Below are 16165 nucleotides of genomic sequence, written 5' to 3'. Positions count from 1 at the left end.
GACGGCGTGACCGAAAGCCCCCACCTCGGCTGACTCGGGGCTCGACATGGACCGCACGTTAGCGGACCGGTGCCCGCCGTCGCACGCCGGTTGCGCGCTCCCGTGCGCGCCACGCCGACCTCGCCCCCATGTGATCCACATCACCGGCGAAGTCGGCGCTCCACGTCGTCCCACCCGCAACCTCGGCACCCGCCGCACGTCTGAAGCCCATGGAGGCCCGGACTTTCCCGGCCCGCCCGCCCTGTTCCCCGAGTGAAGGATCGTCATGTCCGCATCTCATGCCGCACCGCGCGGGCCCGTGTACGCGCCCGCACCTGCGAGGACGGCCGGTGGCACGGGAGGCGCGGGAACCGGAACCGCGGGACGCGCGGGAGCCGCGAGGGCGCTGTTCCCGTACGCGGGCGCACTCCCGCGCGCCTGGGGGCGGTTGTTCCGGCGCGCACCCGAGCGGCCAGCAGCCGCCGCCGGTCCCGCCGCCGCGCCCCCCGCCATAACCACCGGTGCCTTCACGGCGCTGCCTCCCGGCGCCGACCACCCCCCGCCCCCTGGCACCGACCGCATCCCACCCGGGCCCACCCCCGACCGTCCCCGGCGAGGGGACCCCGGCCAAGGGGCCGACCTCCACCGGCTGTACCACCACCGCAGGCTCGCGCTGGTGCGCCTGGCCGTCCTGCTGGTCGACGACCTGCCCACGGCCGAGGACGTGGTGCAGGACGCGTTCACGGCGCTGCTGCGCCGTCACGGGCACCGTCTGGAGCGACTGGACGACCCGGAGGCGTACCTGCGTACGAGCGTGGTCAACGCCGCCCGCTCGGTGCTCCGGCGGCGCAGGACCGTCCGCCGGGCCGTACTCGAACGGGAGCGCCCGGCCCCGCCACCCGAGGAGTACGTCCTGCTCCGCGAGGAACACCGCGAGGTGCTGAGCGCACTGGCCCGGCTCACCCGGCGGCAGCGCGAGGTCCTGGTGCTGCGCTACTGGTCCCATCTCAGCGAGGCGCAGATCGCCGAGACCCTGGGCCTGTCCCGGGGAGCGGTCAAGTCCACCGCGAGCCGCGCCCTGGACGCGCTCAGCAGAAACCTGGAGGGCCCCCGATGACCGCCACCCGGCACGCGCACGACCCTGTCGAGGAGCGCCTGCGGGCCGCCCTGGACGCCCGCGCCCGGCTCGTCGGGCCGGGACAGCTGCGGCCCTCGGCGCTGCCCGCCGCCCGGGGCGCCGCCGCGTGGCCGCGGGTGCGCCGCGGGGCGTCGGCCCTGGTCGCGCTCGCGGCGATCGTGGCGGGCGTCGTCCTGTGGCTGGGCCAACGCCACCAGGACGCTCCCGCAGCGCCCGCCACGACCCCGTCCGTGACCGGCCCGCCGGCGCCGTCCCCGGTCCCGGCCACCGCCACGGCCCCGGCGCCGGCACCGGACGCGGCGGCCTCCGCGGTGCCCAGGCCCCTGGGCGCGGCGGCCCAGAGCCCCCGCTGAACAGGCCACCCGTCCGGCGACGGCAGCACCACCAGCCGACGACCACGCGCCCAGGCCGACGGTCACACGCCTCCCGGCGGCCGTACGCCCCAGCCGCCGGCCACACGCTCCAGCCGACGACCACACGCCTCAGTCGACGACCACACGCCCAGGCCAACCCTCAACTGGCCCAACCAACCGACCCACCCGGGCCGACCGACTCCGCGGACCACCCGACTCCGCGGACCACCCGACTGACCGGGCCAACTCACCCGGACCGACCGACCCACCCGGGCCACCCACCCACCGGCCGCGGCCCCAGAGACCACCCCGCCGCCGCCCGCCACCCCCAGCCGACCCCGGTAAAAGGAACCAAGAAACCGATGAAGACCCCCGCCCGGCTGACGGCGCCCTTCCGCGCCCTCGCCCTGTCCGCCCTCCCCGCCTTCGCCCTCTCCGTCACCCTCACCGCCCCCGCGACCGCTGCCCCCGCGACCGTCGCTCCCGGAACCACCGCCGCCGACCCCGCCGGCGCGCCCGCCGTCCTGGAGGCCCGCTACGACCTGGGCGACCAGGCCTTCCAGCCTCCTGCCTCGCTCGGGTACGTCGGGCGAAGCGAACTCGCCGCCGCCGTCTACTATCCGGCGCGCCTGGGCACCGGCCGGCACCCCCTGGTCCTCCTCCAGCACGGCTCGTGGGAGACCTGCGCCGACGCGGGCGCGGAGGCGGAGAGCGCCGCCGCGCAGGCGGCCCGCGACCGGGCGGAGAAGGCGGGCGACGAGGCCGAGGCCGCCCGTCAGCAGGCGATCGTCGAACAGGCGGCGGCGCGGCTGTGGGCGTGGCCGTGCGCGCCGGGCGTCGCGCCGATCCGCAGCAGCAGCGGGTACGACTATCTGGCGCGGGCCCTGGCCGGACGCGGCTTCGTGGTGGTGTCGGTCGGAGTCAACGGCATCAACGCCACCGCCGCCGGACAGGCCGACACGGTCTACCGGGCCCGCGCCGCGCTGATCGACCGGCATCTGAGGATGTGGCAGCGGCTGGCCCGAACGGGCGACGGTCCGTTGCGCGGCGCGCTCACCGACGTCCGTACCGGAGCCCCGGTGGCGGCCGGCTTCCGCGGCCGGGTCGACCTGGGCGACGTCGGCCTCCTCGGCCACTCCATGGGCGGCGGCGGAGTCATGCAGGAGGTCGCCGACTCCTCCCGCGCCCACTGGCCGGCCGGCGTCGACGTCAAGGCGGCCTTCGCGCTCGCCCCCACCGCCACCTGGGACGGCGAGCCGGTGACCCGTACGCCGTTCGCCGTCATGTGGGGCACCTGCGACCAGGTCAACACGGGATCGTTCTTCGAGCAGAACGCCGCAGCCAACCGGGTGCCGATCTACAAGTACACGCTCACCGGCGGCAACCACGACTTCTACAACAGGCAGTGGTCCCCGAGCAGCGGCCAGGTGGCGGCCCGCGACGACGCCCTGCCGGGGAGCCGGCCGGGCACCTGCCGGTCCCAGTACGGGGGCCAGGACCACCCGCAGGAGGACCAGATGCCGCTGACGGAGCGCACGCAGCGGCTGATCACCACCCACCGGGTGACGGCCTTCTTCGAACGCTTCCTGCGGGGCCGCACCGACATACAGCCCTACCTCACCGGCGACCGGCCGTTCCCCGGGGAGCCGGCCCACGTCGTCACGCCGTCCTACGACGCCGGAGACTGACCACCCCGGTCCACGCCCGCGCCCGCCTCGCCCTCGTCACTCCCCACGCCTTCGTCACCTTCACCGCCTTCGTCACCCTCGTCCGGCACCCAGCGCAGTACGTCGCCCGGCTGGCAGCCGAGGGTGCGGCAGATCGCGTCGAGCGTGGTGAACCGTACGGCCTTCGCGCGGCCGTTCTTCAGTACGGCGATGTTGGCGGGCGTGATGCCGACCGCGGCGGCGAACTCGCCGACCGACAGGTGACGGCGGGCGAGCTGGACGTCCAGGTCGACGATGATCGCCATCAGATCACCCCGGCGATCTCGCTCTGCAGGTCCGTCGCCTTGCGCAGCAGACCGCGCAGGACGACGACGAGCATCACGAACGCCGCTCCCGCACCCGCGCCGGTGACCGCCGAGAACAGCGCGCTGACGACGTCCATGCCGTCGTCGGGGGAGGGGATGTCGGCCAGGGCGAGGTGCCCGGCGACGCCGGTCGCCAGCAGCGTCGCCACGGCCGCGGCGCCGATGATGGTGTCGACCCACCGGAAGGCGCGCGGCGTGAAGATCGCCCCGTGATCGACCATGGCGAGCAGCTGCCACAGGGCGACGAGGCCGACCTGGACGCAGGCCACGCAGACGATCGCCACCGTCGCGTAGGGCGTGGCGAACGGGGCGTACGGGGGGAAGCGGTCCACTTCGCCGGCCGCCGTCGCCGGGATGACGACGATCTGACCGAAGAGGCCGACGAGGACCGCCGCGACGACGCCGGCCCGGAGCACGAGGATGCAGAGACGAGGCATGCATCGATTCTCGATCGATTTCTATCGAAAATCAATTGCGAACTTCCGTGCAGTGCCTAAGAGTTGCATCGAGCCGTGTCCGAATCCTTCGTTCCGTGTGTGGAGTTGTCCGATACGGGCCTGCTCGACCGGCGTTGTGGATCGGTCACTAGGATCGGGGACAAGACAACAGTTCGGCCGGTGCGCGATGGTGGGTGCCGGCCGGGGTCGCCGATGCCAGGGTCCGCTCCCCGGGCTGCGGTGATCTTCCTACCCAGGAGGACCTCCCGCATGTTCCGACGCATTGGGAACATGGTCGTCCGACATCCTGTCTGGACGATCGTGGCGTGGCTGATAGCGGCGGTTGCCATCGTCGCCACCGCCCCGAGCCTGCCCTCGAACAGTGACGAGAGCAGTTTTCTGCCCAAGAGTTACGAGTCCATCAAAGCGGCGGACCTGCAGGAGAGGGCGTTCCCCAGCGCCTTCACCCCGTCCGCCATCGCCTTGTACCGGCGTGCCGACGGCGGCACGCTGACCGCAGCCGACAAGCAGGACATCGCCCGGATCACCTCCGAACTGGGCAAGAAGCACATCGACCAGGTGCAGAAGGTCGTCCCCGGCCCGCCGTCCAAGGACGGCAAGTACGCCATGACCCTGGTCCAGATGGACAGCAAGAAGGCCGGTCAGCCCGAACAGAGCGACGCCGCCAAGGTGTTGCGGGCGGATGTCAGGCAACTGGCCAAGGGCACGCACCTGGAGGCCAAGGTGGGCGGTTCGGCCGCTCAGGCGCTCGACCAGGAGGATTCGTCCAAGCGCGGTCAGGCACTGATCGGCATCGGCACCTTCGCGATCATCCTGGTGACGCTGCTGATCATCTTCCGGGCGCCGATCCTGGCCGTACTGCCCCTGGTCCTGATCGGTCTGGTGTCCGCCATCGCCAACGGACTGATCGCCTACGCCACCAAACTGTTCGGCCTGCAGGCGAACAGCTCGATCTCGTCGATCCTGATCGTCGTGCTGTTCGGCGTGGGCACGGACTACTTCCTCTTCCTGATGTTCCGCTACCGGGAACGCCTGCGTGCCGGTGACGAACCCAAGCAGGCCATGATCAACGCGGTGGACCGGGTCGGCGAGGCCATCGCCTCGGCCGCCGGCGCGGTCATCATCGCCTTCCTCGCGCTGGTGCTGTCCACCCTCGGCTTCCTCAAGCAGATGGGCCCGGCGCTGGCCATCGCGGTCGCCGTCACCCTGGTCGCCGGCCTCACCCTGATACCGGCGGTGGTCTCGCTCATCGGACCGAAGGTCTTCTGGCCGTCCAAGTCGTGGCAGCGCGAGCCGGAGAACGCCCGCTTCGCGGCGCTGGGCCGCGGCGTCCGGCGCCGGCCGGCCGTGGCCGCCGCCGTGTCCGGCCTCGTCCTGGTCGCGCTCTCGCTCGGCTCGCTCGGCTTCAAGGCCACGTTCGACCTGGCGTCGGGTTCCATGCCCAAGACCAAGGAGTCGATGGTCGTCCAGGACGAGATGCAGAAGGCGTACTCGGCGGGCGCCGCCGCACCCACCGACGTCTACCTCTCCAGCACCGCCGGCAAGCCGCTGGACAAGGCCGCCTTCGGGGCGTACGCGAAGAAGCTCGGTGCCGTGGACGGCGTCGCCGACGCCCACCTGGCCCAGGTCAGCAAGGACGGCACCACCGCGGACTTCACCGTCACCCTCAAGTACGAGGCGTCGACGGAGAAGGCCATCGACGCCGTGGGCGAGGTGCGCGACGTCGCGCACTCCGACGCCCCGGACGGCACCGAGGCGGTCGTCGGCGGCATGTCCTCCATCTTCAAGGACATCAACACCGCGGTGAACCACGACTACCGCACGGTCTTCCCCGTCGCCGCCGTCCTGATCATGGTCATCCTCGGACTGCTGCTGCGCAGCCTGGTCGCCCCCTGGTACCTGATGGCCTCCGTGGGGCTCGGCTTCGGCGCCACCCTGGGCGCCACCGTCTGGATCTTCCAGGACGGCCAGGGGCACCCGGGACTGATGTTCATGCTCCCGGTGATCATGTATCTCTTCGTGGTCGCCATCGGCACCGACTACAACATCCTCATGATCGCCCGGCTCCGCGAGGAGGCCCGCGAGGGCCGCGAACCGCGCGAGGCGGCGGGCATGGCGGTCCGGCACGCCGGACCCACCGTGGCGGCGGCCGGCTTCATCCTGGCGGCGACCTTCGCCACCATGATGCTCGCCGGCAACTCACTGCTCACGGAGATGGGTTTCGCGGTCTCCTTCGGCATCGTGGTCGCCGCCTTCGTCATGGCGATGTTCTTCACCCCGAGCCTCACGGCACTGATCGGCCACGCGGCGTGGTGGCCGGGCCATGGGGACCGTGCGGTGCAGAAGCCGTCCGGCGCGGCCACCGGCTCAGGAACGCCGGGTGCGACGGCGCACGGCTCCGAACCGCAGGGTTCGGGAGCACACGGCTCCGGGACGCAGGGCCCGGGAGCGCTCGGCTCCTGACGGTACGGGGCGCGGGATGCGGGGCGGGGCGTGCGAGGTGCGGGGCCCGGGCGCGGCCGGCTCCTTCCGCCGAGGACGTCCGGCTGCGCGGTCCCTCCGCCGGGGCGCCGGGCGCGGGACCGTCCACCGGTACCGCGCCCGGCGCCCCGTCCCGCGCCATCGGTGAGGCCGTCGCGGCGGGGTGCCGCTCCCGGGAGGTTTCGCGCAGGCCCGGAATCCGGACTGACAGAACCTCAGCGGATGGTTAGGATGCCGGTGATGAAGAACTCCTCCTCGTACGGATTGGGGGAATCGTTCGTGTCGGGTGAGTGCTGATGGCACCTCACTCCACGAACGCGATTCCCACCCGCCTGTTGATGTGGCAGCGCGTGCGCCGGTACGCCGTGCCACCGTCCATGATCGAGACGGCGACCGCACGGCGTGCGGTCGGCGACTGGGCGGGGGCCTGTGCCGCCGCCCGGATCGACGTCGACCTCGATCTGCGCGCTGTGCGCCACCGCCACGGCACCGAAATCGCCACCCGCCTCCGCGCGGACCTGCGCCGACTGGCGCCGGATCTGCTGCGCTGGCACATGCCCCGGATCGCCCCCGACGGGCGGCTGCGGCCCGGCCTCACCGTCTCTCTGGCCCGCTACGGCGGCCCCGGCGACCCACCCCTGCGCCTGGTGGTGCGGACACCGCCGGCCTGGGCGGACGCCGGCCAGCGGATGTCCTTGGCACTGTGGGACGCGGTGGCCGGCAGGGACGGCGGGGCCGTCCACCCACCGCCCCCGCCCTCCCGGCCGCACTCACCTCCACACCGCCACACACATCCCTCCGCGTCCTCGCCGGCGCTTCCCGGTCCGCACCCGCATCCGCACCCCGACCGGCGTTTCCGGCTCGACCTGCACCGGCACCTCTGGGACGCCGGGCGGAGCGACGAACTGGCGCCGCGGTGCAGGGCGGCCGGCCCACCGCCCGGGGCGCCGCAGCCCTGGCCGGACCTGCCGGGACTGCCGGACCTTCCTGGACTGCCGGGTTTGTCGGGAGTGCCTGGGCTGGCGAGTCCGCCGGAGCTGGCGGCGCGCCGGCCCGATCGGCTCACCGTCCAGGACGTGCCGTGGGCGGTGGCCGGCTGGGCGGCGGAGGCCGAGTTGCTGCTACGGGCCGAAGGGCGCCCTCGCGGTGCCTTCACCGTGCGGCTGGGGCCACGCCACCGGGCCGTACTCGAACTCGTCGCGCCCGACGACAGCCACGCCCCCACGTTCCGGCCGTCTGCGAAGGCGCTGCTGGCCCAGGAGGCCGCCGCCCTTCCGGTGCTGCCGGAAGCCGCGGCCCGCCTCCTGCCGGATCTGGAACTGCTGCACGCCGGACTGGTCACCGTCGGGCAACTGCATCCGCTCGTCGCCCGGGCGCTGGCGGCATTCGACACGGCACCGGTGGCCGGGACCGGCCCCGCCCCCGCAGCCGGTGACCCGCACCGGGTGGAATGCCGGGGCGAGGTGCACCGGATCGCGCTGCGGGACGGTGTACTGACGGCGGTCGACCACGCTCCTGCCCAACTGCGCCGTGAGGAGCTGCTGGTGGCTCTCGGGGGGCCGGGGCTGCCCTGTCTGCGCGCGATCGACGCGGTGCACCGCGAACCGGAGGCGCTGCCCGCGGTCCGCGAACGGCTCGGGCACGGCGACGTCGCCGGGGCACTGGCGGTGGTGGAGGGCCTGCTCGGCCCGCGCGCGATCCTGCGGGACGGGCCGCTCCGGGAGGAACTGGAGGCGGCGGCGAGCCGACGCCTCGACCACGGCCTCTTCCGGTCGGGGCTGGTCCCCGCGCAGTACGCCGCGAGTGCGGCCGGCGGTGGGAACCCCTGGGGCGGGGGAAGTGCGGAGGTGAGTCACCGGTCACGGCTCGATCGGCACACGCCTCCCGAGGTGCGCCGCAAGCGCGGCAACCGGGCCAGGCCCCGAACCGTTCTTACCCGCTGACCGATAGCGGTCACCGGCCACCGGCGTTGGCCACCGACGGTTGGCAGCGGGCGGTTGGTCATCCGGTGTCGGCCACCGGGTGGGGACCACCAACCGTTGGTCACCAACCGTTGGCCTCCAGCTGTTCGCCGTCAACTGTGGGCCGTGAGCCGTCGGTCACCAACCGTTGGCGACCAACCGTTGGCGACCAACCGTTGGCCATCAATCGTTGGCCCGCCAGCCGTTGGCGGCCAATCGGTGGTCACCAACCGGTCGTCACCAACCGTTGGTCACCGACGGTTGACCAGTGACGGTTGGCCACCAACCGTTGGCCAACCACCGGCTGCCTTCATCACTTTCGCAGCCCCCCTCCTCCTCGAACTCCCCGTCCTCCTCGAAGCCCCGCCACGCACGCCCTTTCTCCTACGAACTCCTTCCAGGTGATGCCACATGCACATGACCCTGCCCACGACGTCCAGCGCTCCTCTCTCCCCGACCGAGCCCCCCGGAAGCGGAACCGAGACCGCCGCGGCCCGTCTCGCCGTTGCCGGTGACCTGCTGGCTCTCCTGCGGGCGACCACCACCGAGCCGCGCCCCGACGAACAGCTCGAAGCGCTCACCCTGGCGGTCGCGGCCGACCTGCCCGTACTGCTCTGGGGCGAGCCGGGCATCGGCAAGACCGCCGCGCTGACCCAGCTCGCCGCCTCTCTCGACCTGCCGCTGACGACGGTGATCGCCAGCGTCCACGAGCCGTCCGACTTCTCCGGGCTGCCCATCGTGGGCGACGACCCCGCGGTGCAGGGCGTGCCCATGGCGCCGCCGCAGTGGGCCGTGGAACTGGTCCGGGCCGGGCGCGGCCTGCTCTTCCTGGACGAACTCTCGACCGCCACCCCGGCCGTGCAGGCCGCACTGCTCCGGGTGGTCCTGGAACGGCGGGTCGGCGCACTCCGACTTCCCCCGGACGTACGCATCGTGGCCGCCGCCAACCCGCGCGCGTCGGCGGCAGACGGGTGGGAGCTGAGCCCGCCGCTGGCCAACCGCTTCGTGCACCTGTACTGGGCGCACGATCGGGAGGTGGTCGTGCGCGGCCTCGGCGGGGTGTGGCCCCGGGCCGAGTTGCCCCGTCTCGTACCGGAACTGCTGCCGGATGCGGTGGCGTTCGCCCGGCGCGCGGTCTGCGCCTTCCTTCAGTCCAGGCCGACACTGATCCACCGGCTCCCGACCACCGAGACACGGCGCGGCGGAGCCTGGCCCTCGCCCCGGAGCTGGGAGGCGGCGCTGACCCTGCTGGCCTTCGGCACGGCGGCCTCCGTCTCCCGGGAGGTGCTGGCGCTACTGGTGCGGGGCGCCGTCGGCGACGGGCCCGGGCTCGAACTCCTCGCCCATCTGGACCGGATGGACCTGCCGGATCCGGAGTCACTGCTGGCCGACCCGGCTGCCGCCGAGCTGCCGGTGCGCGGCGATCTGCGTCAGGCGGCGCTGGAGGCGGTGGTGGCCGCCGTCGGGGCGCGACCGGAGCGGGAGCGCTGGGAGGCGGGCTGGGCTGTGCTGGTCCGGGCGTTGGAGACGGGCGCCCCTGACCTGCTGGTCGCCCCGGCGACCTCGCTGGCCGCGCTGCGGCGTGACGACTGGGAGGTGCCCCAGGCCGTGGAGCGGCTGGCCGCGGTGGTCGGGCTCGCCCAGCGGGCGGACCGCTCGGTGAGGAGGGCCGCGGCGGCCACGTCCGACACCGACCGCACGGCGGGGGCGCACCGATGACGCGTCCGACAAAGCGCCCGGGCCCACCGGCCCCCGCCCCGCCGCGTGCCCCATCGGCCCCCGCCCCGCCGACTCCCGCCCTACCGAGCCCTGCCCAGCCGAGGCCAGCTTCGCCGTTCCCGTATCCGTCCACCCCGGTACGGTCCTCCGCCCGGGCGGCGGCCGGTAGTTCCCGTGGGGAGGCGTCCGGTGGGCGGCTCGCGCTGGACGTGGAGAAGCTGCTGGCCGCCCGGTTGCACGCGGTGAAGGTGCGGCCCTACCTGGCCGACGCGCTCTTCGCGCTGCACGTCGTCGAGGACCGGTCCGTGCCCACCATGGCGGTGGACGCGTACTGGCGCTGCTACGTCTCCCCGGGCTTCGTGGCGCGCACGCCGGTGGAGGACCTGGCGGGCGTCTGGGTGCACGAGGTCTCCCACTTGCTGCGGGACCACCACGGCCGGGGTGAGCGGTACGCGGACCGGCACGGGGAGCACGGGCCCGGCGCGCGGCTGCGGCGCAACATCGCCGCGGACTTCGAGATCAACGACGACATCTTCGGCGACGGTCTGCCCCGCCCCGCCGGCGCGGTGCTGCCGTCGCAGCTGCGGCTGTCCGGGGGGCTGCTGATGGAGGAGTACCTGCGGACGGCGTCGATGTCCGGACTTGTCGCGGACCTCGCCTGGCTGGACTGCGGCAGCGGTGCCGACGGGCAGCCCCGGCCGTGGGAACTGGGGCCGGACGGGGCGCACGGGCTCAGCAGGCAGCAGCGGGACGCGGTCCGCTTCCGGGTCGCGGAGGGCATCAAGGGCAGACCGGGGCAGGCCCCGGAAGGGTGGCGAAGGTGGGCCGACGAGGCGTTCCATCCGCCGCAGCCCTGGCGGCAGTTGCTGGGCTCGGCGGTCCGTTCGGCGGCGGGCGGACCGGGCGTGGGGGAGAACCACAGCTACCGGCGTCCCTCCCGGCGTTCGGCCGGCGTCCCCGGTGTGCTCCTGCCGAGCCTGCGCCCCACACCGCCGCGTGTCTGCGTCGTGATCGACACCTCCGGGTCGGTGAGCGACGCCGAACTGGGCAGCGCACTGCTGGAGGTGGCGGCCATCTCACGCGCGGTGGGCGGGCGGCGCGACCTGGTCTCGGTGATCTCGTGCGACGCGGCGGCCGGGGTCGCCGTGCCGCTGTGCCGCGCCGAGGGCATCGAACTGGTCGGCGGCGGCGGTACGGACCTGCGCTCCGGTTTCGGCCGGGCCCTGCGCTGCCGGCCGCGCCCGGACGTGATCGTCGCCCTGACGGACGGTCAGACACCGTGGCCCTCCGAGCAGCCGCCGTGCCGCACCGTCGTCGGTCTCTTCTCGCGTTCCGGCGGTGCCCGTGCCGTGGACGAGAAGGATCCCGACTACGTCCCGGACACCCCGCCGGCCTGGGCGCGGGTCGTCACCATCGGCTGAGGGGGCCGCGCAGCCGGAGGGCCCGTGTCACCTCACGAAGCGCAACGAGCCCAGGTTCACCGAGTGACCGACGACGCCGATCTCGACGCCGTCCGCGGTGGAGCGGGCCGCGGTGAAACCGGCGTTCTCCCGGAGGCCGGCCCGTCAGGTGGCCGTGGCCCGGGCGGCGCCGGGGACGGTGATTTCCGTGCTCCGGGCCGGGCCGAGGATGGATGCCCGCGCGGCCACCTGCGGGGTGCGGGCGGGTGCGGCTCCCCCGGCGGAGCCGCACCCCGGTGGGCAGGTCAGTAGGCGCGTGCCACGACGGCCACGTTCCCCGGCTGGTCGTCGCGTTCGGGGACCGAGCCGTCCGCGGCGACCAGGCACCGTACGGTCACGCCCTGTTCGGCCAGCCGCGCCTCGCCGTCCGGACCCAGCGCGGCCCACGGGATCCGCGCCCACCCGCTGCCCGCGGCCTCCACGGCCTCCGCGACGGTCGACACGTCGGCGGTACGCCGCTCACGGCGCTCCCGGGACTGCGCCAGCAGCAGCGCCTGGTCGTCCGCGAGCACCTCGGGCAGGATCTCCGGCAGCGCGGCGATCTCCGCCGGCTGCTTCGTCCCGGCGATACGGCGGACCAGGACGGCGCTGCCGTGGGCCAGGTCACGCGGCCCGACCTCGATCCGCACCGGCACCCCCTTGAGTTCCCAGTCCACCGCGCGCCGCCCGAACGGGGTGTCGGTGCGGTCGTCGACGTGCACGCGCACCCCGGCCGCCCTCAGCCGTTCCCCGATCGCGCGCACCTCGGTGAGCACCGCGTCGTCGTCCTTGACGGCGACGACCACCGCCTGCACCGCGGCCAGCCGGGGCGGGACGCGCAGACCGTCGTCGTCCCCGTGCATCATCACCAGCGCCCCGACCATACGGGTGGTGGAACCCCAGGAGGTCTGCCACACGTGTTCCTGTGTGCCGTCCTTCGAGAGGTACCGCGTGTGGAAGGCCTTGGCGAAGTTCTGGCCGAGTTCGTGGCTCGTGGCCAGTTGCAGGGCCTTGCCGTCACCCATCATGCCTTCCAGCGTCAGGGTGTTGACCGCGCCGGCGAAGCGTTCCCTGGCCGTCTTGCGGCCCGGTACGACGTCCATGGCGAGGACGTTCTCCATGAAGTCGCCGTAGACGGCCCGGTGGATGTGCGCGGCGTAGTCCCGGGCGTCCTCGTAGGTGGCGTGGGCGGTGTGTCCCTCCTGCCACAGGAACTCCGTGGTGCGCAGGAACACGCGCGGACGCAGCTCCCAACGCACCACGTTGGCCCACTGGTTGATGAGCAGCGGCAGGTCGCGGTAGCTCTGCACCCACTTCGAGAAGTAGTCGTTGACGATCGTCTCGGAGGTCGGGCGGACGACGACCGGTTCCTCCAGTTCCTTGCCGCCTGCGTGGGTGACGACGGCCAGTTCGGGGGCGAAGCCCTCGACGTGCTCGGCCTCCTTCGTCAGGTACGACTGCGGGATGAAGAGCGGGAAGTACGCGTTGGAGGCGCCGGCCGCCTTGATCCGGGCGTCCATCTCCTGCTGCATCCGCTCCCACAGCCCGTACCCGTACGGTCGGATGACCATGGTGCCGCGCACCGGCCCGTTGTCGGCCAGTTCGGCCTTGCCGACCAGTTCCTGGTACCAGCGGGGGAAGTCGTCCGCCCGGGGAGTGAGCACGGGTGCCTTTGCCATGCGCCGCAGGTTAGGGCGCGGCCCGGCCGCACGCCAGCGGATTACGGCGCCGTCTCCGCCGCAGGTCCCCGCCCTCTCGGGACCGGCCTCGGCGTAGATCACCAGGGTCTGGTCCGGCTGCCGAGCCACCTCCCGCGCGGCAGAGCCCGGGAGGCCAAGCGTCTCCCTGCCGGCCGACGGCGCCCCGGCCTGACACGCGACCCGGTCCGCGGCCTGGCGCGGGAGCTTCCGGGGGCCTGGTGGGCCAGCAGGAGGGGGCCGGCGTCGGCCGCGGACCTGGACCACTCCACCGTGTCCTGCGGTCACTTCATGGCCGAGGAAGCCCCCCCAGGACATCACGAAGGCACTGCGGGCGCTGATGAAACGCTGACGCTTCACCTCCTCGAACTCCCCTATACCGCCAAGCTTTACGCGCCTGCAATCCGGGTCACCCGAAGGTGTGGAACGGTGGCCGCGGGAACTGACGGCATATGCCCGACTGCCGTACTGTCACGTCCCTGCCCGCAAGTCGGGTGGAAAACCGCTGGCCATAAAGGGGAGAGGACGGCGCCGGGGTGGTTTCGGACAACGAGGAGTGGGGCGAGCTGGCGGCCTGCCGGACCGCCGACCCTGACGAGCTGTTCGTTGAGGGGGCCGCTCAGAACAGAGCCAAGATCCTGTGCAGCGGATGTCCCGTGCGCACCGAATGCCTGGCGCACGCCCTCGACAACCGTATCGAGCACGGGGTCTGGGGCGGCATGACGGAACGGGAGCGGCGCGCCCTGCTGCGGCGCCGCCCCACGGTGACGTCCTGGCGGCTCCTGCTGGAGACGGCCCGAACGGAGCACGAACAGCAGGGCCGCGGGACGGACCGCCCGCGCTGGGCGGAGCGCTGGGCCGCGACGGGCTGACGCGCCGACAGGCAGGCAGGCAGTCCGACGGGCTCACGGACTCGCACGCTCACGGGATCCTGGCTCACGGTCTCGCACGCTCACGGGATCCTGGCTCACGGTCTCGCACGCTCACGGGATCCTGGCTCACGGCCTCGCACGCTCACGGCTCCCGGGGCTCACGGGAAGCGTGCCGAGTCACGAAAGAGACCGAACTCGCCCTTTCCAAGCGGGCGTTGGCGATGCCTAATGGTTCCCACACGGTCATGGAGTCGCATGGCGTACGGGGGACTTGTGGAGACGAAGGGGACCTGGGGGCCGCCGGCGCTGCCGCCGGTGCCGTCGCGCGAGGGGAGGAGTGTCGATCTCCGCGTCGACAAAGGAGTGCTCTGGCTGGGAGAGGCCGCCTATCCGCTGCACAACCTCGTGCGGGTCTACACCACCGAGTTCAAGCCCCGACGATGGGAGGCGTTCGCGTACCTGGCGCTCGGGGGCGGCCTCGCGTACGCGGTGGCGAGGGCGCAGCCGGAGGCGCGGGGCGTCTGCCTGGTCGCGGTGATCCTGCTGTTCGGACGGTTCCTGAAGGTGCTGTCCTCGTCGAGCAAACACGTGCTGGCCATCGAGACGGCGGGCAACGCCAGCGCCCTGGTGACACTGCCGGACCGGGAGGAGCTGCGCGGGATCGTCCACGCCATCATGGAGACCGTCGAGAACCCGGAGAAGAAACTCCACGTGTGGGTGGAGAGCGTCCAGTTCAACCGCAGGGAATACCACTTCGGCGACACGGTCAACATGTACGGCGGCCTGGGAAACACGGGGGTGTTGAAGAAGTGAGCGGCGACACCGTCAACATGTACGGCGGGAACCACAACACCGGGATCGTCAAGAACCAGTACGCGGGGACGGCGCAACCGGCGCCCCCACAGCTCCTCGTGGCGATCGAGGAACTGTCGCTTCTCCTGCGGGAGCTGCGCGGCAGGGTCGCGCCCGCGACCGGGCGGGTCATCGACGACGCCTTGCCGGTGATCTCCTCCCGGGCGAGCGCCCCGCAGGAGCGGCACCGCGCCCTGATCGCCGTGGCCACCATCGCCGCGACCGTCGGAGCGCTGGGTCAGCCGGTGGCCGAAGCGGTCAACAGGGTCCTGGAGTTGCTGGGGGCCCTGTAGGGCGCGCGGCTGGGGATCCGCCAGGGCGCGCGCGAGCGGGCACGGCGTGCTGCCGGTCGTCCGGCGGGGTCCTGGCCCCGCTCAGGCCGGTTTCCGGCTCAGCTCAGGTTCCGGTTCTGGCTCCGGTCCCTGCCCCCGGTCTTCGTGGGCCACGGTGATGTGGCGGTCGCGGCCGGGGGTCTCCAGTTCGTCGACCACCGCGACGGCCAGATCCTCGGCGCTGATCCAGGACCGGCCGCCGGCACCGGTGAGCAGGGTGTCGGTGCCACGCCGGTAGCGGCCGGTCCGGATGCCGGGCCGCAGCAGGGCCGGCGGGCTCAGGTAGACCCAGTCGGCACCGGTGTGCGCCTGGCAGGCCCGCAGTTGGGCGACGCCCGCGGCGGCCACGTCGCGCAGCCCGGCGGGTACGTGGACGGGGTCGTCCGCCACCAGCGGTCCGTCCCCGCCGGGGCTGCGCAGCGCACCCGCGCCGCCGACCACGAGGACCCGGATGCCGAGCGGGGCGGCGGCGTCCAGCACCGTACGGGTGGCGCCGACCAGGAACTCCGCGTCTGCGGGCTCGGTCCGTACGGCCAGGACGACGACGTCCGCGACGGGACTCACCGCGGGATCAGGCGCGGCAGGATCGCCCACCGCGGGATCGCGCACGTCAGCATCGCGCACCGCCACGACGTGGGGCGCCGCGCCGTCCGCGGCGTGGCCGGTGAGGGCCGCGCGCACGGCGTGCGCGTCCCGCACGTCGACCGCCAGCGGCGTCACGTACGAGGAGGGGTGCGCGGGTACGCGCGGGGGCGTGCGGGACATGGCGAGCACCTGGTGCCCGCGGGCGCCGGCCTCGGTGATCACCCGGCTGCCCACCATCCCGGTGGCGCCCAGCACGGCGATCGTCAT

The 16165-nt window shown here is 73.3% G+C and carries 14 protein-coding genes; 10 read left to right on the top strand and 4 right to left on the bottom strand.

The features are described from left to right. The first annotated feature begins 265 nt into the window (after nucleotides 1–265). The 3 genes from AC6I72_RS34695 (at nucleotide 266) to AC6I72_RS34685 (ending at nucleotide 3158) form a co-directional block, all read left to right on the top strand. Nucleotides 266–1096: an RNA polymerase sigma factor gene (locus tag AC6I72_RS34695; RefSeq protein ID WP_498005434.1), complete on the top strand. Its 831-nt coding sequence runs from the start codon at nucleotides 266–268 to the stop codon at nucleotides 1094–1096. Then, nucleotides 1093–1470: a hypothetical protein gene (locus tag AC6I72_RS34690; RefSeq protein WP_498005433.1), complete on the top strand. Its 378-nt coding sequence runs from the start codon at nucleotides 1093–1095 to the stop codon at nucleotides 1468–1470. The genes AC6I72_RS34695 and AC6I72_RS34690 overlap by 4 nt, the downstream gene beginning before the upstream one ends. Nucleotides 1471–1832: 362 nt before the next feature. Further along, nucleotides 1833–3158 (top strand): alpha/beta hydrolase, encoded by a 1326-nt coding sequence (locus AC6I72_RS34685; protein ID WP_498005432.1) that lies wholly within the window; start codon nucleotides 1833–1835, stop codon nucleotides 3156–3158. Here the strand turns inward: AC6I72_RS34685 and AC6I72_RS34680 are convergent. Both AC6I72_RS34680 and AC6I72_RS34675 read right to left on the bottom strand, forming a co-directional pair. Beyond that, nucleotides 3140–3442: a helix-turn-helix domain-containing protein gene (locus AC6I72_RS34680; protein WP_498005431.1), complete on the bottom strand. Its 303-nt coding sequence runs from the start codon at nucleotides 3440–3442 to the stop codon at nucleotides 3140–3142. The genes AC6I72_RS34685 and AC6I72_RS34680 overlap by 19 nt on opposite strands. Continuing rightward, nucleotides 3442–3939 (bottom strand): DUF2975 domain-containing protein, encoded by a 498-nt coding sequence (locus AC6I72_RS34675; RefSeq protein ID WP_498005430.1) that lies wholly within the window; start codon nucleotides 3937–3939, stop codon nucleotides 3442–3444. The genes AC6I72_RS34680 and AC6I72_RS34675 overlap by 1 nt, the downstream gene beginning before the upstream one ends. 270 nt (nucleotides 3940–4209) lie before the next feature. Here AC6I72_RS34675 and AC6I72_RS34670 point away from each other — a divergent pair, with 270 nt between their 5' ends. From AC6I72_RS34670 to AC6I72_RS34655, 4 genes are all read left to right on the top strand, one after another. Further along, on the top strand, nucleotides 4210–6423 hold the full coding sequence (locus tag AC6I72_RS34670) for an MMPL family transporter (protein WP_498005429.1): 2214 nt from the start codon (nucleotides 4210–4212) through the stop codon (nucleotides 6421–6423). A gap of 314 nt (nucleotides 6424–6737) precedes the next feature. Next, entirely contained in the window at nucleotides 6738–8384 is a 1647-nt protein-coding gene (locus tag AC6I72_RS34665; RefSeq protein WP_498005428.1) for a hypothetical protein, read from the top strand. 435 nt (nucleotides 8385–8819) lie between these two features. Further along, complete coding sequence (locus AC6I72_RS34660) at nucleotides 8820–10121, top strand: AAA family ATPase (protein ID WP_498006437.1); 1302 nt, start codon at nucleotides 8820–8822, stop codon at nucleotides 10119–10121. Nucleotides 10122–10330: 209 nt separating this feature from the next. Then, complete coding sequence (locus AC6I72_RS34655) at nucleotides 10331–11542, top strand: vWA domain-containing protein (RefSeq protein ID WP_498005427.1); 1212 nt, start codon at nucleotides 10331–10333, stop codon at nucleotides 11540–11542. A 284-nt stretch (nucleotides 11543–11826) separates the two neighbouring features. Here AC6I72_RS34655 and proS read toward each other — a convergent pair whose 3' ends face one another. After that, complete coding sequence (gene proS, locus AC6I72_RS34650; protein ID WP_498005426.1) at nucleotides 11827–13239, bottom strand: proline--tRNA ligase; 1413 nt, start codon at nucleotides 13237–13239, stop codon at nucleotides 11827–11829. Nucleotides 13240–13793: 554 nt separating this feature from the next. Here proS and AC6I72_RS34645 point away from each other — a divergent pair. The 3 genes from AC6I72_RS34645 to AC6I72_RS34635 all read left to right on the top strand — a co-directional run bounded on the left by AC6I72_RS34645 (nucleotide 13794) and on the right by AC6I72_RS34635 (nucleotide 15274). After that, nucleotides 13794–14129 carry a WhiB family transcriptional regulator gene (locus AC6I72_RS34645; protein WP_037860399.1) on the top strand — a complete coding sequence of 112 codons (336 nt, stop codon included), beginning with the start codon at nucleotides 13794–13796 and terminating at the stop codon, nucleotides 14127–14129. 255 nt (nucleotides 14130–14384) lie between these two features. After that, nucleotides 14385–14942, top strand: coding sequence for a DUF6232 family protein (locus AC6I72_RS34640; RefSeq protein ID WP_498005425.1), 558 nt, complete (start codon nucleotides 14385–14387; stop codon nucleotides 14940–14942). Continuing rightward, nucleotides 14939–15274 carry a hypothetical protein gene (locus AC6I72_RS34635; protein WP_498005424.1) on the top strand — a complete coding sequence of 112 codons (336 nt, stop codon included), beginning with the start codon at nucleotides 14939–14941 and terminating at the stop codon, nucleotides 15272–15274. The genes AC6I72_RS34640 and AC6I72_RS34635 overlap by 4 nt, the downstream gene beginning before the upstream one ends. Before the next feature lie 81 nt (nucleotides 15275–15355). Here AC6I72_RS34635 and AC6I72_RS34630 read toward each other — a convergent pair whose 3' ends face one another. After that, nucleotides 15356–16165, bottom strand: coding sequence for an NAD(P)-dependent oxidoreductase (locus AC6I72_RS34630; RefSeq protein ID WP_498005423.1), 810 nt, complete (start codon nucleotides 16163–16165; stop codon nucleotides 15356–15358).

It is taken from the genome of Streptomyces sp. Xyl84, from assembly GCF_059731885.1.
Note: the sequence above shows the minus strand (reverse complement) of the source record. Positions and strands in the feature narration are given on the sequence as shown.

Excerpts from the sequence above, each read along its gene's own strand:
- AC6I72_RS34695 (WP_498005434.1), top strand. The coding sequence starts at position 266 with ATGTCCGCATCTCATGCCGCACCGCGCGGGCCCGTGTACGCGCCCGCA.
- AC6I72_RS34665 (WP_498005428.1), top strand. The coding sequence starts at position 6,738 with ATGGCACCTCACTCCACGAACGCGATTCCCACCCGCCTGTTGATGTGG.
- AC6I72_RS34630 (WP_498005423.1), bottom strand. The coding sequence starts at position 16,165 with ATGACGATCGCCGTGCTGGGCGCCACCGGGATGGTGGGCAGCCGGGTG.
- proS (WP_498005426.1), bottom strand. The coding sequence starts at position 13,239 with ATGGCAAAGGCACCCGTGCTCACTCCCCGGGCGGACGACTTCCCCCGC.
- AC6I72_RS34675 (WP_498005430.1), bottom strand. The coding sequence starts at position 3,939 with ATGCCTCGTCTCTGCATCCTCGTGCTCCGGGCCGGCGTCGTCGCGGCG.
- AC6I72_RS34690 (WP_498005433.1), top strand. The coding sequence starts at position 1,093 with ATGACCGCCACCCGGCACGCGCACGACCCTGTCGAGGAGCGCCTGCGG.
- AC6I72_RS34640 (WP_498005425.1), top strand. The coding sequence starts at position 14,385 with ATGGCGTACGGGGGACTTGTGGAGACGAAGGGGACCTGGGGGCCGCCG.
- AC6I72_RS34680 (WP_498005431.1), bottom strand. The coding sequence starts at position 3,442 with ATGGCGATCATCGTCGACCTGGACGTCCAGCTCGCCCGCCGTCACCTG.
- AC6I72_RS34670 (WP_498005429.1), top strand. The coding sequence starts at position 4,210 with ATGTTCCGACGCATTGGGAACATGGTCGTCCGACATCCTGTCTGGACG.
- AC6I72_RS34660 (WP_498006437.1), top strand. The coding sequence starts at position 8,820 with ATGACCCTGCCCACGACGTCCAGCGCTCCTCTCTCCCCGACCGAGCCC.
- AC6I72_RS34685 (WP_498005432.1), top strand. The coding sequence starts at position 1,833 with ATGAAGACCCCCGCCCGGCTGACGGCGCCCTTCCGCGCCCTCGCCCTG.